At 59.3% G+C, this 18,259-nt stretch carries 18 protein-coding genes; 12 read left to right on the forward strand and 6 right to left on the reverse strand.

Annotation, left to right across the window (positions count from 1 at the left end; genetic code table 11):
- Both D6877_RS25670 and D6877_RS25675 read right to left on the reverse strand, forming a co-directional pair.
- Positions 1-1,263, reverse strand: a 1,263-nt coding sequence (locus D6877_RS25670; protein WP_130912518.1) for a heavy metal sensor histidine kinase, incomplete at its 3' end; no start/stop codon positions are given.
- On the reverse strand, positions 1,263-1,943 hold the full coding sequence (locus D6877_RS25675; RefSeq protein WP_130912519.1) for a heavy metal response regulator transcription factor: 681 nt from the start codon (positions 1,941-1,943) through the stop codon (positions 1,263-1,265). The genes D6877_RS25675 and D6877_RS25670, both read right to left, overlap by 1 nt.
- A gap of 166 nt (positions 1,944-2,109) precedes the next feature.
- On the opposite strand from D6877_RS25675, the gene D6877_RS25680 reads away from it, so the two are divergent.
- Both D6877_RS25680 and queF read left to right on the forward strand, forming a co-directional pair.
- Positions 2,110-2,643, forward strand: coding sequence for a cupredoxin family protein (locus tag D6877_RS25680; protein ID WP_130912520.1), 534 nt, complete (start codon positions 2,110-2,112; stop codon positions 2,641-2,643).
- A 61-nt stretch (positions 2,644-2,704) separates the two neighbouring features.
- The gene (queF, locus tag D6877_RS25685) at positions 2,705-3,535 is read left to right on the forward strand and encodes an NADPH-dependent 7-cyano-7-deazaguanine reductase QueF (RefSeq protein ID WP_130912521.1); all 831 of its coding nucleotides are present in this window, start codon (positions 2,705-2,707) and stop codon (positions 3,533-3,535) included.
- 187 nt (positions 3,536-3,722) lie between these two features.
- On the opposite strand, the gene D6877_RS25690 is transcribed toward queF, so the two are convergent.
- Together D6877_RS25690 and D6877_RS25695 are read right to left on the reverse strand one after the other, a co-directional pair.
- The gene (locus D6877_RS25690; protein WP_016775472.1) at positions 3,723-3,986 is read right to left on the reverse strand and encodes a DUF4404 family protein; all 264 of its coding nucleotides are present in this window, start codon (positions 3,984-3,986) and stop codon (positions 3,723-3,725) included.
- A 108-nt stretch (positions 3,987-4,094) separates the two neighbouring features.
- Positions 4,095-4,715: an HAD family phosphatase gene (locus D6877_RS25695; RefSeq protein WP_130912522.1), complete on the reverse strand. Its 621-nt coding sequence runs from the start codon at positions 4,713-4,715 to the stop codon at positions 4,095-4,097.
- 199 nt (positions 4,716-4,914) lie between these two features.
- On the opposite strand from D6877_RS25695, the gene D6877_RS25700 reads away from it, so the two are divergent.
- The 3 genes from D6877_RS25700 (at position 4,915) to rssC (ending at position 7,612) form a co-directional block, all read left to right on the forward strand.
- On the forward strand, positions 4,915-5,604 hold the full coding sequence (locus D6877_RS25700) for a VacJ family lipoprotein (RefSeq protein WP_016775470.1): 690 nt from the start codon (positions 4,915-4,917) through the stop codon (positions 5,602-5,604).
- 344 nt (positions 5,605-5,948) lie between these two features.
- Positions 5,949-7,133, forward strand: coding sequence for a two-component system response regulator RssB (rssB, locus tag D6877_RS25705; RefSeq protein WP_130912523.1), 1,185 nt, complete (start codon positions 5,949-5,951; stop codon positions 7,131-7,133).
- Entirely contained in the window at positions 7,130-7,612 is a 483-nt protein-coding gene (gene rssC, locus D6877_RS25710; RefSeq protein WP_003226553.1) for an anti-sigma factor antagonist RssC, read from the forward strand. The genes rssB and rssC overlap by 4 nt, the downstream gene beginning before the upstream one ends.
- A 129-nt stretch (positions 7,613-7,741) precedes the next feature.
- On the opposite strand, the gene tal is transcribed toward rssC, so the two are convergent.
- Together tal and D6877_RS25720 are read right to left on the reverse strand one after the other, a co-directional pair.
- Positions 7,742-8,668: a transaldolase gene (tal, locus tag D6877_RS25715; RefSeq protein WP_016775468.1), complete on the reverse strand. Its 927-nt coding sequence runs from the start codon at positions 8,666-8,668 to the stop codon at positions 7,742-7,744.
- Positions 8,669-8,870: 202 nt separating this feature from the next.
- A complete protein-coding gene (locus tag D6877_RS25720; RefSeq protein ID WP_130912524.1) occupies positions 8,871-9,827 on the reverse strand; it encodes a cellulase family glycosylhydrolase in 957 nt (318 codons plus the stop codon).
- Positions 9,828-10,116: 289 nt separating this feature from the next.
- Here D6877_RS25720 and D6877_RS25725 point away from each other — a divergent pair, with 289 nt between their 5' ends.
- The 7 genes from D6877_RS25725 to D6877_RS25755 all read left to right on the forward strand — a co-directional run.
- The gene (locus tag D6877_RS25725) at positions 10,117-10,557 is read left to right on the forward strand and encodes a low molecular weight protein-tyrosine-phosphatase (protein WP_016775466.1); all 441 of its coding nucleotides are present in this window, start codon (positions 10,117-10,119) and stop codon (positions 10,555-10,557) included.
- A gap of 39 nt (positions 10,558-10,596) precedes the next feature.
- The gene (locus D6877_RS25730; RefSeq protein ID WP_130912525.1) at positions 10,597-12,819 is read left to right on the forward strand and encodes a polysaccharide biosynthesis tyrosine autokinase; all 2,223 of its coding nucleotides are present in this window, start codon (positions 10,597-10,599) and stop codon (positions 12,817-12,819) included.
- Between the two features lie 40 nt (positions 12,820-12,859).
- On the forward strand, positions 12,860-13,942 hold the full coding sequence (locus tag D6877_RS25735) for a glycosyltransferase (protein ID WP_130912526.1): 1,083 nt from the start codon (positions 12,860-12,862) through the stop codon (positions 13,940-13,942).
- A 15-nt stretch (positions 13,943-13,957) separates the two neighbouring features.
- Positions 13,958-15,070 (forward strand): polysaccharide pyruvyl transferase family protein, encoded by a 1,113-nt coding sequence (locus D6877_RS25740; RefSeq protein WP_130912527.1) that lies wholly within the window; start codon positions 13,958-13,960, stop codon positions 15,068-15,070.
- Positions 15,067-16,299, forward strand: a complete 1,233-nt coding sequence (locus D6877_RS25745) for an oligosaccharide flippase family protein (protein WP_130912528.1) — start codon at positions 15,067-15,069, stop codon at positions 16,297-16,299. Before D6877_RS25740 ends, D6877_RS25745 begins: the two co-directional genes overlap by 4 nt.
- Positions 16,290-17,393, forward strand: coding sequence for a hypothetical protein (locus tag D6877_RS25750; protein WP_016775461.1), 1,104 nt, complete (start codon positions 16,290-16,292; stop codon positions 17,391-17,393). The genes D6877_RS25745 and D6877_RS25750 overlap by 10 nt, the downstream gene beginning before the upstream one ends.
- Before the next feature lie 12 nt (positions 17,394-17,405).
- The coding region (locus D6877_RS25755) for an acyltransferase (RefSeq protein WP_130912532.1) at positions 17,406-18,259 on the forward strand (854 nt) is incomplete at its 3' end.

Below are 18,259 nucleotides of genomic sequence, written 5' to 3' on the forward strand. Positions count from 1 at the left end.
CGACTGGGTGATCGCCAGCCCCAACCCCGCATGCTCACTGCTGCCTTCCTGCCGCGCCGGATCCGCTCGATAGAAGCGGTCAAACAGACGTGGCAGTAATTGCGCGGAAATACCCTCGCCACTGTTCTCGACGCAGACGCGCACGGTTTCCCCCTCGTCGACGATGCTCAAGCGCACATAACCCTCGGCCGGGGTAAACCGCAGTGCGTTATCCAGCAGGTTCGACAAGGCCCGGCGCAACATGCCGCGATCACCTTCGATTTGCGCCTCACCTTCACGGCTCAAACTCACGCCAGCGTCTTCCGCCAATGGCGCAAAAAACTCCAGCAGCATGTCGGCCTCATCCGCCAGCTCCAGCGGTTCGCGCTTGGGCATCAGCAAGCCGTGGTCAGCCTTGGCAAGGTAGAGCATGTCGTTGACCAGTTGCGCCATCCATTGCAGTTCTTCGAGGTTGCTGTGCAGCGCTTCGCGGTAATCCTCCAGTGCGCGTGGGCGGGTGAGGGTGACCTGGGTGTGGGTCAGCAGATTCGACAACGGTGTGCGCAGTTCATGGGCGATGTCGGCGGAGAATGCCGAGAGGCGCTGAAACGAGTCGTCGAGGCGTTCGAGCATGGCGTTGAAGCTGTAGGCCATTTCCGCAAGCTCTGGCGGCATCTTCTCTTCAGGCAGGCGGGCATTCAGCGATTGCGCGGAAATCCCACGGGCCACTGCGCTCATCCGCCGCAACGGGCGCAGACCGCTGCGCGCGGCCCAGGCGCCGAGCAGTGCAGTGGCCAACGCCGACAGGCCGACGGTCAGCCAGATCAGATGCTGCATGCGCGTAAGAAAATGCTGGTGATGGGTGATGTCCAGCAGCAGCGTCAGTTGTGGCGAATCCGCTGCGTCCGGGTAGAGCGGGGCGCGCAGCACGCGGTAATCGGTGCCGTCATGGCTGATGGTCGACAGGCCTGTTTGCAGTGGCAGATTCTTCGGAATTTGCACCGAGCTGTCATACCAGTGCTGGCCGTCGCCACTGGTGATGCGCAGCGACAGATCGGCCTGACGGCTGAGTTCATCGGCCAGCCGCGCCTCGCGCTGGGCAGGTTGGAGATCCTGCAAGGCGCGGCGCAGGCCGATCAGTTTCGTCTCCAGTTGTTGCTGGTCAAGTTCGATGAAGTGCGCCTCGCTGGCGCGGTCGAACAGCACCCCGGCGAACAGCGAGACCACCGCAGTGCAGGCGGCAAACAACAGCGCCAGGCGCGTGCTCAAGGACAGGCTACGCATCACAGCGAACGCTCTTCGAGCACGTAACCCATGCCGCGCACGGTGTGGATCAACTTGTTGGGAAAGTCATCGTCGATCTTCAGGCGCAATCGGCGGATCGCCACTTCGATGACGTTGGTGTCGCTGTCGAAATTCATGTCCCAGACCTGCGAAGCAATCAGAGACTTCGGCAACACTTCACCTTGGCGGCGCAAGAGCATTTCCAGCAGGGCGAATTCCTTGGCGGTCAGGTCGATGCGCTGGCCGCTGCGTTCGACCCGGCGGCGGATCAGATCCAGGCGCAGATCGGCCAGTTGCAGGCTGGTTTCCTGGGCGATCGCGCTGCCACGCCGCAACAGGCTGCGCACCCGAGCGAGCAATTCGGAGAAGGCGAATGGCTTGACCAGATAATCGTCGGCGCCCAGTTCGAGGCCGTGAACCCTGTCCTCCACCGCGTCTTTGGCGGTGAGAAAAAGTACCGGCGTGTCGAGGCCGGAGCTGCGCACCGCTTGGAGAATCTGCCAGCCACTGCGCCCGGGCAGCATTACATCGAGGATCAACAGCGCGTAGTCGCCGCTCAAGGCCAATTGCTGGCCGCTGATCCCGTCAGCCACCAGCTCGGTATTGAATCCGGCCTCGGTCAGGCCCTGACGCAGGTACTGGCCGGTTTTCGCTTGGTCTTCGACGATCAACAGTTTCATGGGCGACTCGGGCGGGGTTGGTGTTTAGAGGGGCGAAGGCGTTATACCGTGAGATCCGGCGATAAGCGCCAAGCTGACAAAGTTGTAATCTGCTTGTCAGGTCGATGCCAGCCCTGGGTGGTTAGAGTTTCCCACAGGCTGAACCTTCTCTTGTTGGAGTACGACCATGTTTTTGCGCACCTCCCTGAAAATAGCCGCCTGTCTGCTGGCATTGAGTACGCCAGCCTGGGCGACACCGGTGCACACCTTCGCCTTCGGCCAGCCGGCAGCGGCGAGCCAGGCCACGCGGACTATCGAAATCGTCATGGGCGACATGAACTTCGACCCGAAAGCCATACAGGTCAAGGCCGGTGAGACGGTTCGCTTTGTGCTGGTGAATAAAGGCCAGTTACTGCATGAATTCAACCTCGGTGATGCGGCGATGCATGCCAGTCACCAGCAGGAAATGTTGCAGATGCAGCAAAGCGGCATGCTTACGCCTACCGGCATGAAAGAAATGTCCCACGACATGGCGGGCATGGATCACGCGGCGATGGGCCATGGCATGCAGCATGACGACCTCAACAGCGTGCTGGTCGAGCCGGGCAAAACCGCCGAGTTGAACTGGACTTTCAGCAAGGCCGCGGCGCTCGAGTTTGCCTGCAATATCCCCGGGCATTATCAGGCCGGCATGGTCGGCAAACTGACAGTCAGTCAGTAAGCACTCAAAGGCGCGGGCAAAGGCTGGTAGAATCCGCTGATTATTCAGTCAGGTTTCCGCCATGCATCCCGCAGCCGAACATTCGCCGCTGGGCAAATCCAGCGAATACATCGCCACCTACACGCCGTCCCTGCTGTTCCCGATTCCGCGCACCGCGAAATGGGCCGAGCTGGGCCTGACCGCCGAAACCCTGCCGTATAAAGGCGTGGATTTCTGGAACTGCTTCGAGCTGTCGTGGCTGCTGCCCTCGGGCAAACCGGTGGTGGCGATCGCTGAATTCAGCATCCCGGCGGACTCGCCGAATATCATCGAATCAAAGTCGTTCAAGCTCTACCTCAATTCGCTGAACCAGACGCCGTTCGCCGACGTCGCCACGCTGGAAGCGACGCTGGTCAAGGATCTGTCCGCCGCTGCCGGCAAACCGGTGGGCGTGCGGGTGCGCAGTCTGAAAGACGTGGAAGCTGAAGGCGTGGTGGCGTTGCCGGGCGTGTGCATCGATGATCTGGATATCAGCGTGAGCAATTATGAGCACCCGCGTCCGGAGCTGCTGCGTTGCGACAATTCGCGCGTGGTCGAGGAGAGCGTGCACAGCCATCTGCTGAAATCCAACTGCCCGGTGACCAGCCAGCCGGACTGGGGCAGCGTCGTGGTGGAATATCGCGGCGCGGCGCTGGATCACGCCAGCCTGCTGGAGTACATCGTCAGCTTCCGCCAGCATTCGGACTTCCATGAGCAATGCGTGGAGCGGATTTTTCTTGATCTGCAGCGGTTGTTGAAGCCGGAGAAACTCACGGTGTTTGCGCGCTATGTGCGCCGGGGTGGGCTGGATATCAACCCGTATCGCAGCACTGAACAGGTGCAGCTGCCGAATCACCGGCTCGTACGTCAATAAAGAAACGGAATGTGCGATATCCCTTGTGGGAGTGGGCCTGCTCGCGAATGCGGTGTTTCATGCAACGATGACGTCGACTGACACGACGCCTTCGCGATCAGGCTCGCTCCCACAAGGGCTAGCATGCACATTTTGCAAATGAAAAAGCCCTGCCATCGCTGGCAGGGCTTTTTTGTTAGGCGGGGCGTCAGATGCCCATGCTGCCCAGCGTATTCATGATATTGCGCAGGGTGCCGGCGATCGCCGGGTGTTCGACTTCGAAGCGCTCGACCGCCAGGTTCACGCCGTCGGCGATGCTCGCGTCCTGGGTGGCAGTTTCCAGCTGGATTTCCGATTCGATCTGCGCCATCAGCGCATGCAGATCCTCACGCTCGGCTTCCGACAGCGGTGGATTGTGTTCCAGCTGCTCGCGCAGGGTATCGAGCTGTTTTTGCAGTTCTTGGGCGGGCATGGTGGTTTCCTTTTATCAATAGGCACTGGCATTGACCGCAGCCACGCGCCAAAGGTCTGTGGCTGACCTTTAGATTAATCCACTCTCGGTAAACCTGCATGACGCCGATCAGGGCTTTTCGCCTTTGGCGCGGCGCAAGCTGATGTCGGCGAGGCAGGCGTCCAGTTCGCCGAGATGATCGATCACCGAATGCACACCCAGGCCGAACAACTGTACGGTTGCCTTGCCGCGCAACTTTTCGCGTTCCTTTTGTGACAAAGCCTGCCACTCGCTCGGGCTCAGGCCGCATAGCGAGCCGCAGGACGCCAGGCCAATCGTCCATAACCCGGCATTCAGACCGGCCTGTAACAGGCGCGGCTCACCGCTGACCAGCACGCAGCCATCGAGGCGGTCGATGTTCAAACTCATCAACGCCTGCCAGCACGCGTTGGGCGCTGGCCATGGATTCATTGTTGCTGAATGTTGCGTCGGTTTGATCCAGTCTGGCAGCGAGGCGGCCAGTGGCTGAGCGAGGGCAGGGGGCAATTCGTCGAGCCACGCGCAAGGAATTCCCTGGCGCTGCAAACTTTTCAGGCTATCGAGTGCGCCGGGTGTAGTTTTGGCATGTTCCGGCTGGGCGTTGAGCTGTTGCGCGGCGCGGGCACCGAAATCCACCAGGCAACCGCTCAGGCCGAACAGCACGGCAGTCAGGCCGGGCGCGGCGACGGGCAAGGTTTCGGCGTGAGTCATGGCAACGTCCCTGAAATAACGCTCAAGACTAGGCCGCGCGGGTGACAGTTGCATGACAGGCGGGTGAAAGCCTGCGTAGGAAACTTCCTGCATATCCTTGCAGCGGCGCACTGCCCAAATCGCCGTTTACGCTTATACTAGCGGCCTTAATGCTTGGGCCGAGAGGTCCGCGCCAGTATCAAATCCAAGGAGTTTTTCTATGCGCTGGAGCCCTTCGCTCACTCAGCTAAGTGTATGTGCCAGCCTGTTGCTGGCGCCGTTCGCCACCCAGGCGGCCACCGAAGAAGACCCTTGGGAAAGCGTCAACCGGCCGATTTTCCAGTTCAACGACTTCGTTGACACCTACGCGCTGAAGCCATTGGCGCAGGGTTATGAGTTCATCACCCCGCAGTTCGTTGAAGACGGCATTCACAATATGTTCCGCAACGTCGGTGACGTCACCAACCTGGCGAACAACATTCTCCAGGCCAAACCCGCTGCAGCGGGCGTTGATACCGCCCGACTGATTTTCAACACCACCTTCGGTCTGCTCGGCTTCTTTGATGTCGGCACTAAGATGGGCTTGAACCGCAGCGACGAAGACTTCGGTCAGACCCTCGGTTACTGGGGCGTGGGCAGCGGCCCGTACGTGATGCTGCCGCTGATGGGGCCGAGCACCCTGCGTGACGCACCGTCGAAATACGTCGACAGCTTCACCGGCGCTTACCGCTACATCGACCACGTGCCGACGCGTAACTCGATCTTCGGCCTGAACATCGTCGACACCCGCGCCAGCCTGCTGTCGAGCGAGAAGCTGATCAGCGGCGACAAATACACCTTCATCCGCAACGCTTACCTGCAGAACCGCGAGTTCAAGGTGAAGGACGGTCAGGTCGAAGACGATTTCTGATTTCGACCAGCGACAGGAAGGCGACCCTCGGGTCGCCTTTTTTGTCCGCGCCAGAGCGTCGCCTGCGACTGCCGCTACCTTCCATCGGGTTACCGTGGGAGCCGTTCTTATAACTCCCGGTGATTTGACAAACAAAGTCGTCAAGCGACAATCGGCGCATGCTTGAAACGCTCTGCGGATGGGAGTACCGTCTGCGCCTTAGAAGGGCACCTCTGTTTAAAACCGCGCGCCAGGCGAATGCTTGAAAGCGCTGCAACAGAGAGGCTAGAAAGCGAATCCAGTAGTCTGCGCAGGGCCGTTGCCCCGCTCACTACGCCAACCTAATTCTGGCGCCGTTTGCCCACATGCCAAAAACCAGTGCCACGCTGCTGATAATCGATGATGACGAGGTAGTGCGCGCGAGCCTCGCGGCCTATCTGGAAGACAGTGGTTTCAGCGTCCTGCAGGCCGGCAACGGTCAACAGGGTCTTCAGGTATTCGAGCAAGACGAGCCCGATCTGGTCATCTGCGATCTGCGCATGCCGCAGATGGGCGGTCTCGAACTGATCCGTCAGGTCACCGAGCGCTCACCGGAGACGCCGGTGATCGTGGTCTCGGGTGCCGGGGTGATGAACGACGCGGTCGAGGCCCTGCGCCTGGGCGCTGCGGATTACCTGATCAAGCCTCTCGAAGATCTGGCTGTGCTCGAGCATTCCGTGCGCCGGGCCCTGGATCGTGCGCGGCTGCTGCTGGAAAACCAGCGCTACAGCGAGAAGCTGGAAAAGGCCAACCGCGAGCTTGAAGCCAGCCTGAACCTGCTCCAGGAAGACCAGAACGCCGGTCGCCAGGTGCAGATGAACATGCTGCCGGAAAGCCCGTGGAGCATCGACGAATTCAATTTTGCCCACCAGATCATCCCGTCGCTGTACCTGTCGGGTGATTTTGTCGACTATTTCCGCGTTGACGAACGCCGGGTCGCGTTTTATCTGGCGGATGTTTCCGGGCATGGCGCGTCATCGGCCTTCGTCACCGTGCTGTTGAAGTTCATGACCACGCGTTTGCTCTTCGAGTCGAAACGCAGCGGTACCTTGCCGGAGTTCAAGCCTTCGGAAGTGCTCGGTCATATCAACCGGGGGCTGATCAGTTGTAAGCTGGGTAAACACGTCACAATGGTCGGTGGAGTCATCGACGAGGAGACCGGTTTGTTGACCTATAGCATCGGCGGCCATCTGCCTTTGCCTGTGTTGTACACGCCTGACAGTGTTCGTTATCTCGAAGGCCGTGGCCTGCCGGTGGGGCTTTTCAATGAAGCCACCTACGAAGACCACGTGCTTGAGCTGCCGCCGACGTTCAGCCTGACGCTGATGTCTGATGGCATTCTGGACCTTTTGCCGGAAGCAACGCTCAAAGAAAAAGAGGCTGCTTTGCCCGAACGGGTGAAGTCAGCGGGCGGCAGCCTGGATGGTCTGCGGCAAGTGTTTGGTTTGGCCACGCTGGGGGAGATGCCGGATGATATCGCCCTGTTGGTGTTGAGCAGGAATCTTCAATGAGTACCGGTAGAATCCAGTTCGCCGAGCAGGACGGCACCTTCGTCCTGAAGTTCGTCGGTGAAGTTCGCCTGACCCTGTGTTCGGCGTTGGATGCGACTATTGAGAAAATCTTCACCGCGCTGAATTTCAACGCGATCGTGATCGATTTGACCGAAACCCGCAGCATCGACAGCACCACCTTGGGCCTGCTGGCCAAACTGTCGATCCTGTCGCGGCAGAAGGTCGGCCTGTTGCCGACGGTTGTCACCACCCACGAAGACATCACTCGGCTTTTGCAGTCGATGGGCTTCGAGCAGGTGTTCAACATCGTCAACCACCCGGTGCCGTGCCCGGAGTGCCTGGACGACCTGCCGGATCAGGACCAATCCGAAGAAGTGGTGCGAATCAAGGTGCTGGAAGCGCACAAGATTCTCATGGGCCTGAACGATTCCAATCGTGAAGCGTTTCATGATCTGGTGAATGCGCTGGAGCGGCATTGATTCAGTGAATTGAGGATGCTTAGGCCAGCCTCTTCGCGAGCAGGCTCGCTCCCACATGTTTATCACCAGTCACCATAAAAAAGGGCGAACCCTCACAGGTTCGCCCTTTTTGCATTCTACAAACTCAAATCACAGCTTGGCCTGCAGCAACGCTTCCAGCTTCTCCTGGTCGCGGGCGAACTGACGGATGCCTTCAGCCAGTTTCTCGGTGGCCATCGCGTCTTCGTTGGACAACCAGCGGAATTGCGCTTCGTTGAGGCTCAGACGCGCTTCACCGGCATTGCCCGGCGCCAGTTTGCGTTCCAGCTTGCCGGTATCGGCGGCCAGCTTCTCCAGCAGTTCCGGGCTGATGGTCAGGCGATCACAGCCAGCCAGTTGTTCGATCTGGTTGATGTTACGGAAGCTGGCGCCCATGACCACGGTCTTGTAGTCATTGGCCTTGTAGTAGTTGTAGATGCGCGTCACCGACTGCACGCCAGGATCATCGGCGCCGGTGTAGTCGTTGCCGTTGGCCTTCTTGTACCAGTCGTAGATACGGCCCACGAACGGCGAAATCAGGAACACCCCGGCGTCGGCGCAGGCGGCGGCCTGGGCGAAGGAGAACAGCAGGGTCAGGTTGGTCTGGATGCCTTCCTTCTCGAGGATTTCGGCGGCGCGGATGCCTTCCCAGGTCGAGGCGATCTTGATCAGCACGCGGTCGCGGCCGACGCCGGCCTTGTCGTACAGCTCGATCAGGCGATGCGCACGCTTGAGGATCGCATCCTGGTCAAAGGACAGACGCGCATCCACTTCGGTGGAAATGCGGCCCGGAACCACGTTGAGGATTTCCTTGCCCACTGCGACGCCGAAACGGTCGCTGGCCAGGCCGACATCGCCCTTGCAGTCGCGAACGCAATCGTTCAGCAGTTCGGCGTAACCGTGAATGGCCGAAGCCTTGAGCAGCAGGGAAGGGTTGGTGGTGGCATCGGTCGGTTTGACTCGGGCGATCGCTTCGAAGTCGCCGGTGTCGGCAACTACGGTGGTGAACTGTTTGAGTTGTTCCAGCTTGGAAGTCATGGGCGTGCTCTATCCTATGGGTCTGAAGACATTACCCGAGCGCTGACGGGCACTCAAGGGTGCATTCGTGGATCGATGGCCCCGGTGGCAACAACCTGAAAACGATTGTTTGAAAGGTGGGGCGCGGTGTCGCTGAATACGATGCCAAAACAGCCCACAGGTTCAAAGCAACCGACCTGTGAACAGGCCGGTTGCCCATGTCCTACTCAGCGTTCAACACACCTTCCACGGACAACCGCGCCGGTTTTGGCTGACCGTCAGAGGTGAGAAAGCCGAAGTTCTTCTCGCGATCGTTGCTGCCCGAATCACTGTTCCGCCATTCATAGATAGAGGTCAGCGGAATATTCAGGCGTTTAACGTCGGTAATAAACGCGTTGATCTTGGTTGCTTGTCCCTCAGGACCACCGTTGGAGGCGAGGGCCGAAACCCCCCATTCACTGATGACCCCCGGCAGATTGAAGTTCTGTTGGATGAAGGTCTGTGCGTTGCTGATCTGCGTCGTGGTCATCCCATAAGGATGATAGGAAACCGCGTTGAGGCATTTCGGGTAATCGCTGACGATACTTTTCATCGCCACCGTCGACGCCGAGCCCGCGCTTGGCGGCCGGGCGAAGCCGAAACCGACCCGTGGCGTCGTCTGCGGCTGAGCTTCGAAGGCCTTGCACATGCCGGCCATGAACGGCACGAAGGTGGTATCGAAATTGCGCGTCGGCCAATAGGTTTCCAGGTCCGGCTCGTTCCAGATTTCGATCGCCACCAATTGCGAACTCCAGGTTTTTTCCAGCCCGGTCACGGTGTTGGCGAACTTAGCGCCGGCGGCGTTCAGCTCCTCGGGCGAAGTGGCCGGCAGTGCCTTGATTGCGCGCACCGTCAGCAGCACCGGCAGGCCGGCGGAAGCGGCGGCGGCGAAGGCGTCGCTGACCTGTTTCTGATACGTCTTGGCGGTGAGGCTGTCGCTCCACACACCGAAGCGCACAAAGCTGAAGCCTGCTGCCTTGATTTGCGCGGCATCGGCGGCGGTGAAGCTCTGGATTTTCACCTGCACGCCGATGGTTTTTGCTGGAAGGTTGGGGAACAGCTCACTGGCGTGAACCTGGCTGGTGGCACCGAGCGCCATCAGGGCGAGGGCGGCGAGTGTATTGCGCTGTGCTGTTTTCATGTCTGCTCTCCTGAAGAGAATGACAACTACGAATGTTTATCCCGTTACTCAATTTCCGATAACGGTGATGGCACTAAGTGCGCGAATGTTATTTTTTGTCAGGAAAACAGCAACTGAAAATCACAGTTATTTTTAGTCCGCTAATTGTGATTGGGGCGGCTTAAAACGCTGTGGTACTTAATGTTCCTGTACTAACAGGGCGAAGCTATTTCTGAGTGCAGGAAAGTCGTGAGGGTTCATTAACTTTCACGGCATGTTGGCTGTTTGATATTACACAGGAAAGCAAGACTTGTTCAAAAAGATCCTGGTTGTCTGCGTGGGCAATATATGCCGAAGTCCGACGGCTGAACTGCTGCTGCGCAACGCGCTGGGCCCGTCCGCCATCACTGTGTCCTCTGCCGGCTTGTCTGCCCGCGTGGGCGAGGGCGTGGAAGCCTCGGCGCGGCAGGTTCTCGAAGAGCACGGGCATTGCGCCGAGGCCTTCAAGGCGCGGCAACTGACTTCGGACATCGTCAATGACTCGGACCTGATCCTGGTCATGGAAAAAGCCCACGTCAATCAAGTGCTGAAGATTGCCTCGCACGCCAGAGGCAAAGTGTTTCTGCTCGGTAAATGGCAGAGCGAGCGCGAAATACATGATCCGTATCGTCAAGGCAAAGCCGCGTTTATTCATGCCCACGCATTGATTGAAGATGCTGTTAGTTCATGGGCGAAGCGTCTCGGGCATTGATGAATATTCTTCAGAACAGTAAATGGTAAGAACAGACTTATGCAGTTACCGTCCGTAATCGGCACCCGCGACAATGATCAAGACAGTATTGATCTGCTCGGCATCTTCGGCAGCCTGATCGACCAGAAGTGGCTGATCGGCGCGCTGACCGGTGCCTTCATGGTCACCGGCGTCGCCTATGCGGTGCTGGCAACGCCGGTGTACCTGGCGAACGCGCTGGTGCAGGTCGAACCGAAAAAGAACGACATGCTCGGTTTCTCCGACCTCAACAGCATGCTCGGCGGGCAATCGCCGTCGGTGACCGAAATCGGCATCATCAAATCCCGCGCGGTGATCGGCAAAACCGTTGACGACCTGCGCCTGGATATCGACGTCACCCCCAACACGTTCCCGTTGATCGGCGGCTTTCTCTCACGGCGCTATCGCGGTGACAGCGAGACCAGCGTCGCGCCGCCGCGTTTCGGCCTGAACAGTTACGCCTGGGGTGGGGAGCGTCTGGAGTTCAACCGGCTGCAATTGCCGAAAGACCTGCTCGGCAAGAAACTCACCCTGGTCGCCGGCGAACAGCAGCGTTTTCAACTGTTCGATGAAAACGACAATCTGCTCGCCGAAGGCGTGGCCGGCGAAGCGTTTGCCAACGACGGCGTGGAAGGGCAGATCGCGCAACTGGCGGCCAACCCCGGCACGCGCTTTCAGGTGGTGCGCAATCCACGCATCGTGACCATCCAGGGCTATCAGGACGCGCTGGATATCTCCGAACAGGGCAAGGAGTCGGGGATCATTCGTCTGGCGCTGGCCAGCTCCGACGCCGCCGAGGCGGTGAAGATCCTCAACAAGATCGCCTCGCTCTACGTCGAGCAAAACGTACGGCGCACTTCGGCGGAAGCCGCGCAGAGCCTCGCGTTTCTGCAAAGCCAGTTGCCCCAGGTCAAGCGTGATCTGGCCAAGGCCAGCGACGCCTTGAATGCCTACCAGACCCACGGCAAGACCGTGAACATCTCGCTGGAAACCCAGTCGGTGCTGGGCCAGTCGGTGGCGCTGGAAACGCGCATCTCCGAGCTGAAAATGCAGCAGGCCGAACTCGATCGCAAGTTCACCAAACAGCACCCGGCCTATCGCGCCTTGATGACGCAGATCGGCGAGCTGACCCAGCAGCAGAAATCTCTCGAGGGCAAGGTTCAGGACTTGCCGGCCACTCAGCAGGAATTGCTCAACCTGACCCGCGACGTCGAGGTGGCTTCGCAGATCTACACGCAGTTGCTGAACAAATCCCAGGAGCTCGACATCGTCCGCGCCGGGGCCGTCGGCAACGTGCGCTTGATCGACACTGCCGATGTCGACCTGACCAATCCGATCAAACCGAAGAAACCACTGATCGTGCTGATCGCGACATTGCTCGGCGCGTTTGTCGGCGTGGCGCTGGTGCTGCTGCGCAAATCCCTTAGCCGAGGCCTTGAAGGTCCAGAAGGCATCGAGCAGTTGGGCCTGCCGGTTTACGCGTCGATTCCCTACAGCGCCTTGCAGGAAGAAGAGGACAACAAAAAGGGCCGCGCCCGCGACGGCGTCGACAAGCCGGCGTACCTGCTGGCGCTGCGCAACCCGACTGATCTGTCTATCGAATCGATCCGCAGCCTGCGCACCTGCCTGCACTTTGCCGGGCTCGATTCGACCAACAACCGCATCATGATTTCCGGGCCGAGCCCACAGGTCGGCAAGACCTTCGTCTCGTCCAACCTCGCGGCGGTCATGGCCCTCAGCGGCCAGCGCGTGGTGCTGATCGATGCCGACATGCGCAAAGGGCATCTGCACAAAACCCTCAACACGCCGATCAGCAATGGTCTGTCCGACCTGCTGGTCAAGCGCTGCACCCTTGAGCAGGCGATCAACAAAGTCGAAGTCGACAACCTGCATTTCATCAGCCGGGGGCAAGTGCCGCCCAATCCTTCCGAGCTGCTGATGCACGCCAACTTCCGCGAGCTGCTGGCCGAACTCAGCGAGCGCTACGACCTGGTGATCATCGACACGCCGCCACTGCTGGCAGTGACCGATGCCGCCATCGTCGGTCGCGAGGCCGGCATCAGCCTGATCGTCACCCGCTTCGGGGTGAACCCGGCCAAAGAGATCGAACTGACCATTCGCCGCTTCGCCCAGAACGGCATCGAGTTGAAAGGCGCGGTGTTCAACGGCGTCGAGAAGCGTGCGGCCAGCTATTACGGCGGCACTGGCTATTACAACTACGAATACGCGTCCGACAAATCCTGATGGTTGCCGATTGTTCTTTCCTGTTTGAAGTGGGTGAGTTGTGAAAAAAATACTGCACGTGGCAGAGACGATCAAAGGTGGCGTGGCGACGGTGATCCGCACGATCTCGGCATCACCCGAGGACGACGCAGCGAATTATCAACTGGTCTATCTGGTACCCGAGGATCAGGCCAGGGAGCTGCACGGCATCGCCCCGCAGCAGGTGCGCACCTTTCCACGCAGTGGCCGTAACGTGCCGTCGCTGCTGCGTTTCGCTTGGCGTCTGAGCCAGGTGCTGCTCAAGGAAAAACCAGACGTGGTGCATTTGCACAGCACCTTTTCCGGGGTGATCGGCCGTGTTGTGTGCGTGCTGTTGCGACCATGGCGCAAGCCGAAAATCGTCTACTGCCCGCATGCGTTTTCGTTCCTGATGGAAAGCTCGCCGTCCAAGCAGAAGGTCTATGCGTGGATCGAGCGGGTGCTGCAGAAAGTCACCGACGTGATCATCTGCGTCAGCCAGTACGAGCTGGATAAAGCCGCGCGTTTCGGCATCGAGCGCAAGCGCATGAAGCTGATCTACAACGGCATTCACCACAAGGACGACGCACCGAAAAGCGCTGGCGCCGAGCCGATTCATCTGCTGTTCGTCGGGCGTCTGGATTACCAGAAAGGCTTCGACGTGCTGCTCAAGGCCTACGCCAAGGTCAATCGCAACGACCTCAAACTGACGGTGGTCGGCAGTGCGGTCAACGAAGACTCGGTCGAGTGCCCGCCGATGGATTCGGTCGAGTACCTGCCGTGGGTGACGCCGAGTGAAGTGCAGGCGCTGTATCAGAAAGCCGATGCGCTGATCGTGCCGAGTCGCTGGGAAGGCTTTGCCATGGTGCCGCTGGAAGGCATGGCCATGGGGCTGCCGGTGATTGCCAGCAACTGCACCTCACTGCCGGAACTGGTCACCAACGAAGTGTCTGGCTACGTCTTCCCGTCCGGTGATCACCAGGCGCTGGCCGACGTGTTGACGATCATCCAGAAGCCGCGCCTGCTCGACCTCGGCAACGAAGGTCGGAGCATTGTCCGCGAACGTTTCAGCGCAGCGTTGATGATCCGCCAGACCTACGACCTGTATCACGCTCCCACTTATTAAGTAGAACTCAAGCTTATGAACGTAACGATTTTGCATGGCTACAGTGCGTCCAACTCCGGTGACGGTCTGCTCGTCGATCTGGCCATTGCTCTGGTGCAGCGTAACTTTGGTGACGACACCGCGATCAGTGTCGTGGCGTCCGACCCTGAGTCGTTCAACTATCTGCCGCACCCGCGTTTCGATGCGCCGGTGATGGCGGCCAAGGGTCTGGGGCGGGTCAAGCAAGCGGTGTTTCTCAATCAGTCCTACGTCGGGCTCGCCGATCTGCTGAAGAAAACCGATCTGATCGTCGGTGTCGGCGGCGGCTACATGCGTTCGAAAAGCGCCTTCGAGCACATCAAGCTGAAGCTCGGCCATGCCAAGCAACTGGAAACCGCGATCCTTAGCAAAGTGCCGTCGGTGTACCTGCCACAGAGCATCGGCCCGTTCCACGGCGAGAGCAGCAAGATCGTTGAACACTACGCCAGCGCCGATGCGGTGTTCGTGCGTGACAACCGTTCCTCGGCGATTTTTGATGCTTGCGAAAACGTCTACCGCGCGCCGGATCTGGCCGTGCAGTCGCTGGCGAGCAAGATTCTTCAGCAACCGAAATTCACTCGCTGCGCCGCCTCGCCGGCGACAGTCTGCGTGGTGCTGCGCAAGCCTCCGGAGTGGAGCAAGGAGAAGAAGGTCGCTTACGTGGCCAATCTGAAACTGCTGCTGCAGCGTCTGAAGAACAAAAGCAAAGTGGTCTGCGCCGTGCAAAGCGCCGTACGTGGCAACGATGACGGCGCGTTCTACCGCGAGCTGGGCATCAACGAAGATCTGCTGTCGCTGAAGGCAACCATTGCCAAGTACCAACCGGACCTGGTGATCTCGGTGCGTCTGCACGGCGCCATCGAATCGCTGCTCTCCGGCGTGCCGGCGTATCACATCAGCTACGAGCGCAAAGGCTTTGGCGCCTATCAGGACATGGGCGTCGAGGACTGGGTGATCAACGGCGGCGATATCGACGTCGACACCATCATCAACACCGTTTACGCGCCCAATGCCTTGGCGGATTTCGGCAAGCGCCTGACCGACACTTGCCGCGAGATCGAGGCGAAAACCGTGGCCATGGACGAAATCATCAAGGGTGTCGTTCGATGATATTTCGGCTGTTGCTTCGCGGCGGAGCCTTGGGCGCGAAGTTCTTGCTGGTGTTGGCCATCACCCATTACCTCGGTTACGAGGCGCTGGGTTTTTACGGTGTGGTGGTCGCGGCTTCGCTGATCGCATCGAAGTTCTACAGCGTCGGCTTCAGTTCCGAAATCAACCGGCTGATCAGCGTCGGCGGCAGTTCGCGGCGGGTGGTCGACAAGGTTCTGCTGCTGTATCTGGCGGTGGGGCTGTTGTTGTCGGTGCTGACGGTACTGATCTATTCGCTGTTTCAGTCGGTGGAAGCGACCGCCACGCTGATCCTGTGCGTGACGCTGGTGTTGCTCACCGAGCACCTGTCGTTCGAAATCAATTCCTTCGTGTTTTCCGCGCAGAAAGCCACCGCCGGCGCTCTGCTGTTCTTCATCAAGACTGGCCTGTGGGCGGTGTTGGCGGTGGGCGGCATGGTGCTCGGCTGGGTCGCGGGCATCGCCAGTGTGTTGTGGCTGTGGGTCGTCGCCAACGTGCTGGTAATCATCGCCGGTTATTTGATCGTGGTGAACGTGCACAAGGGCCGCGAAGCCGCGCCGCTGGACACCGCGACGGTGTGGAGGGCCGGGTTGCCGTTCTATCTCGGCACCGGTCTGATCGCCCTGAGTCAGTACGCCGAGCGCTTTCTGATCATCGATCTCGAGCCCTACGCCAGCCTCGGTAAATACGTGTACGCGTGGTCGGCGGCCAACACTTTGCAGGCGTTGTCGTACGCGGTGGTGGCGGTGGTCGGCATTCCGGTGCTGGCCAAGCGTTTCCAGGCCGATCAACAGGCGTTCACGGTCAGGCAACTGTTCGTCAACAAATGGGTGATGCGCTCGCTGGTGGTCTCCGCCGTTGTGGCCGTGGCGATCTATGTGTTTTTCAATGTGTTGCTCGATTACGTCGCCAGCAGCGTGCCGCGCCCGGATAACGCGCTCCTCGCGGTGCTGATTTTTTCCTTCGCTTTGCGGGCGATTGGCGACATCGTCTGGGGCGGTTTGATTGCTTCGAAAAACAGCCGGGTGTCGCTGGCCAGCGCGACGCTCTGCCTGCTGATTTCAGTGCCGATCAGCTATGTGCTGATCAAGCATTACTCGATCTACGGCGCGGCGTGGGGCAACGTTTTCGCCATCGTCGTGCAGCTCAGTGTGATTGCAGTGTTGACCCGTGTCACCGGCGCGAAAAAGGCTGCGCTGTCATGGGCCTGAAATTGCCGCGCATCGAGTTTCGTGGGCGCAAATTCGATTCGTCGATTTCCTTTCTGATCCTGTTCACCGGGCTGTTTCTGTCAGTGGCGATGCCGCTGTTGGTGCCGCGTGATCCGGGGCCGGATGCGATGACCTTGTGGTCGTCGTATGCGCGTGCCGACAACTGCAATTTCTGGAACCCGTTCTCGCCGGATCGCTCGTCCTACGAGTGTTCGGCGTTCCTGCTGCGGCCCACCGGGATCAACCTGACCAATGCCTGGGCCTACGGCATGTTCTGCAATTTCTTCCTCACGGCGATTCCGGTGGTGGTGTTCCGGCGCATGCCGCTGACCATCTTCGGCACCCTGTGCCTGTGGGGTATCGTGCGCTCGTTTTTCCTCGAGAACCTGACCAAGGAAATCATCGTGTCGGTGGCGGTGTTGAGCATTCTGCTCAGCGCATTGACGCGCAAATATCGCGGCGGTTTTTTTCTTTCAGCGGTGATTTACGGGGTGCTGATCCGGCCGTACTGGATCCTGTTTTCGCTGTCGTGGGTCGGCGTCTGCGTGATGAAAAAGTACGTCTCGCGCTTCACCTTCTTTCTGATGCTGTTCCTGTTTTATCTGGCGGTGGCCATGGCCATTCAGCTGGCGCTGGGCTTTCCGGTGTCATCGATCCGCGCGAGCAACAACGAGCTGCGCACGGCGGGCGAGGAGGGCTCGAAGTCGCTGATCGTTTCGTGGCTCAGCGGCAGTGACTTCGTCTCCCAGGCACTGGATTCGATGATCATTTTCTTCCGCCTGTCGTTCCCGGTTGAGCTGATTCTGCTGTCCGGGCCGGGGCAGGTGATCTTCGTTGCGCTGATGATCATGACCGCGCTGCTGCTCTTCAAAGTCATCACTTCGACCGACTACAAGGGCGCGCCGATCCAGACCAAACCCAAGGAACTGATCGCGATTCCGCTGGCGTTTCTGTTGGTGCAAGGCTTGTTCGAGCCGGACTTCGGCTCCTTCGCCCGCCATTTCTCGATGGTGGTGCCGGTGTTGTTCGTCGGCCTGGGCTTGATGCTGCGCGCGAACAAACCGGTGCAGGTCGAATCAAGAATTCTCACTTAAGGCAGGTGCTCTATGTCGAGCAAGAAAAAATCCCTGGAGATCGAAACCCTGCGCGGCCTGGCGTGCCTGCTGCTGGTGCTCTATCACGTCATCGGCCCGCTGGGCGGCGGCTTGAAGATCGACATCGGCTCGCCGTTCCGGGTCATCGCCGACTCGATGGTGTACGTGCGCATGCCGCTGTTCACGTTCATATCCGGCTACATCTATTCGATCTACAAGATTCGCGGCAATGACTTTTCCGCGTTCTTCGCCGGCAAGGTGCGGCGGCTGATCGTGCCGCTGTTCTGTGTCGGCGTGCCGTTCTCGGTGCTGCAAGCGGTGGGCCCGGGGGTGAACAAGGACGTCGGCGTGATCGACGCGTTGTTGTCGTTCTGGGTACCGATCAACCACTTCTGGTTCCTGCAGGCGGTGTTCAGCATTTTCATCTTCGTCGGCTTGCTGGAATGGCGCGGCCTGCTGCGTTCGGCGACGCGGTTGTATGGCTTGTTTGCGTTTGCGGCGGTGTTGTTCCTGCTGCCGCCGTTGCCGCTGGATGCGTTCGGTATCAACGGTGCGATTTACCTGCTGCCGTTTTTTGTTGCAGGGATGATCGGTCAGGAAAATGTCGATGTTTTGAAGCAGCGTTTCAAAGTGATCGGACCGCTGTTGTTTGTGCTGATCTCGCTGACGCTGTTGTATGTCGCGGCGATTGATCGTGAGCTGATTGTCGATCGCCGCAGCCTGATTGGTTTGACCGTGGGTTGCGTGTCTTGTATCGCATTGCTGTCGAGTGACATGCGCTCGAAAGCGCTGACCTGGCTCGGTGGATATTCCTATGCGATTTTCCTTTTCCATGTGCTGTTCGCAGCGACCTCGCGGTTTGTCCT

This window comes from Pseudomonas sp. Sample_9 (genome assembly GCF_004307535.1).
GTDB classification, from domain to species: domain Bacteria; phylum Pseudomonadota; class Gammaproteobacteria; order Pseudomonadales; family Pseudomonadaceae; genus Aquipseudomonas; species Aquipseudomonas mercuritolerans.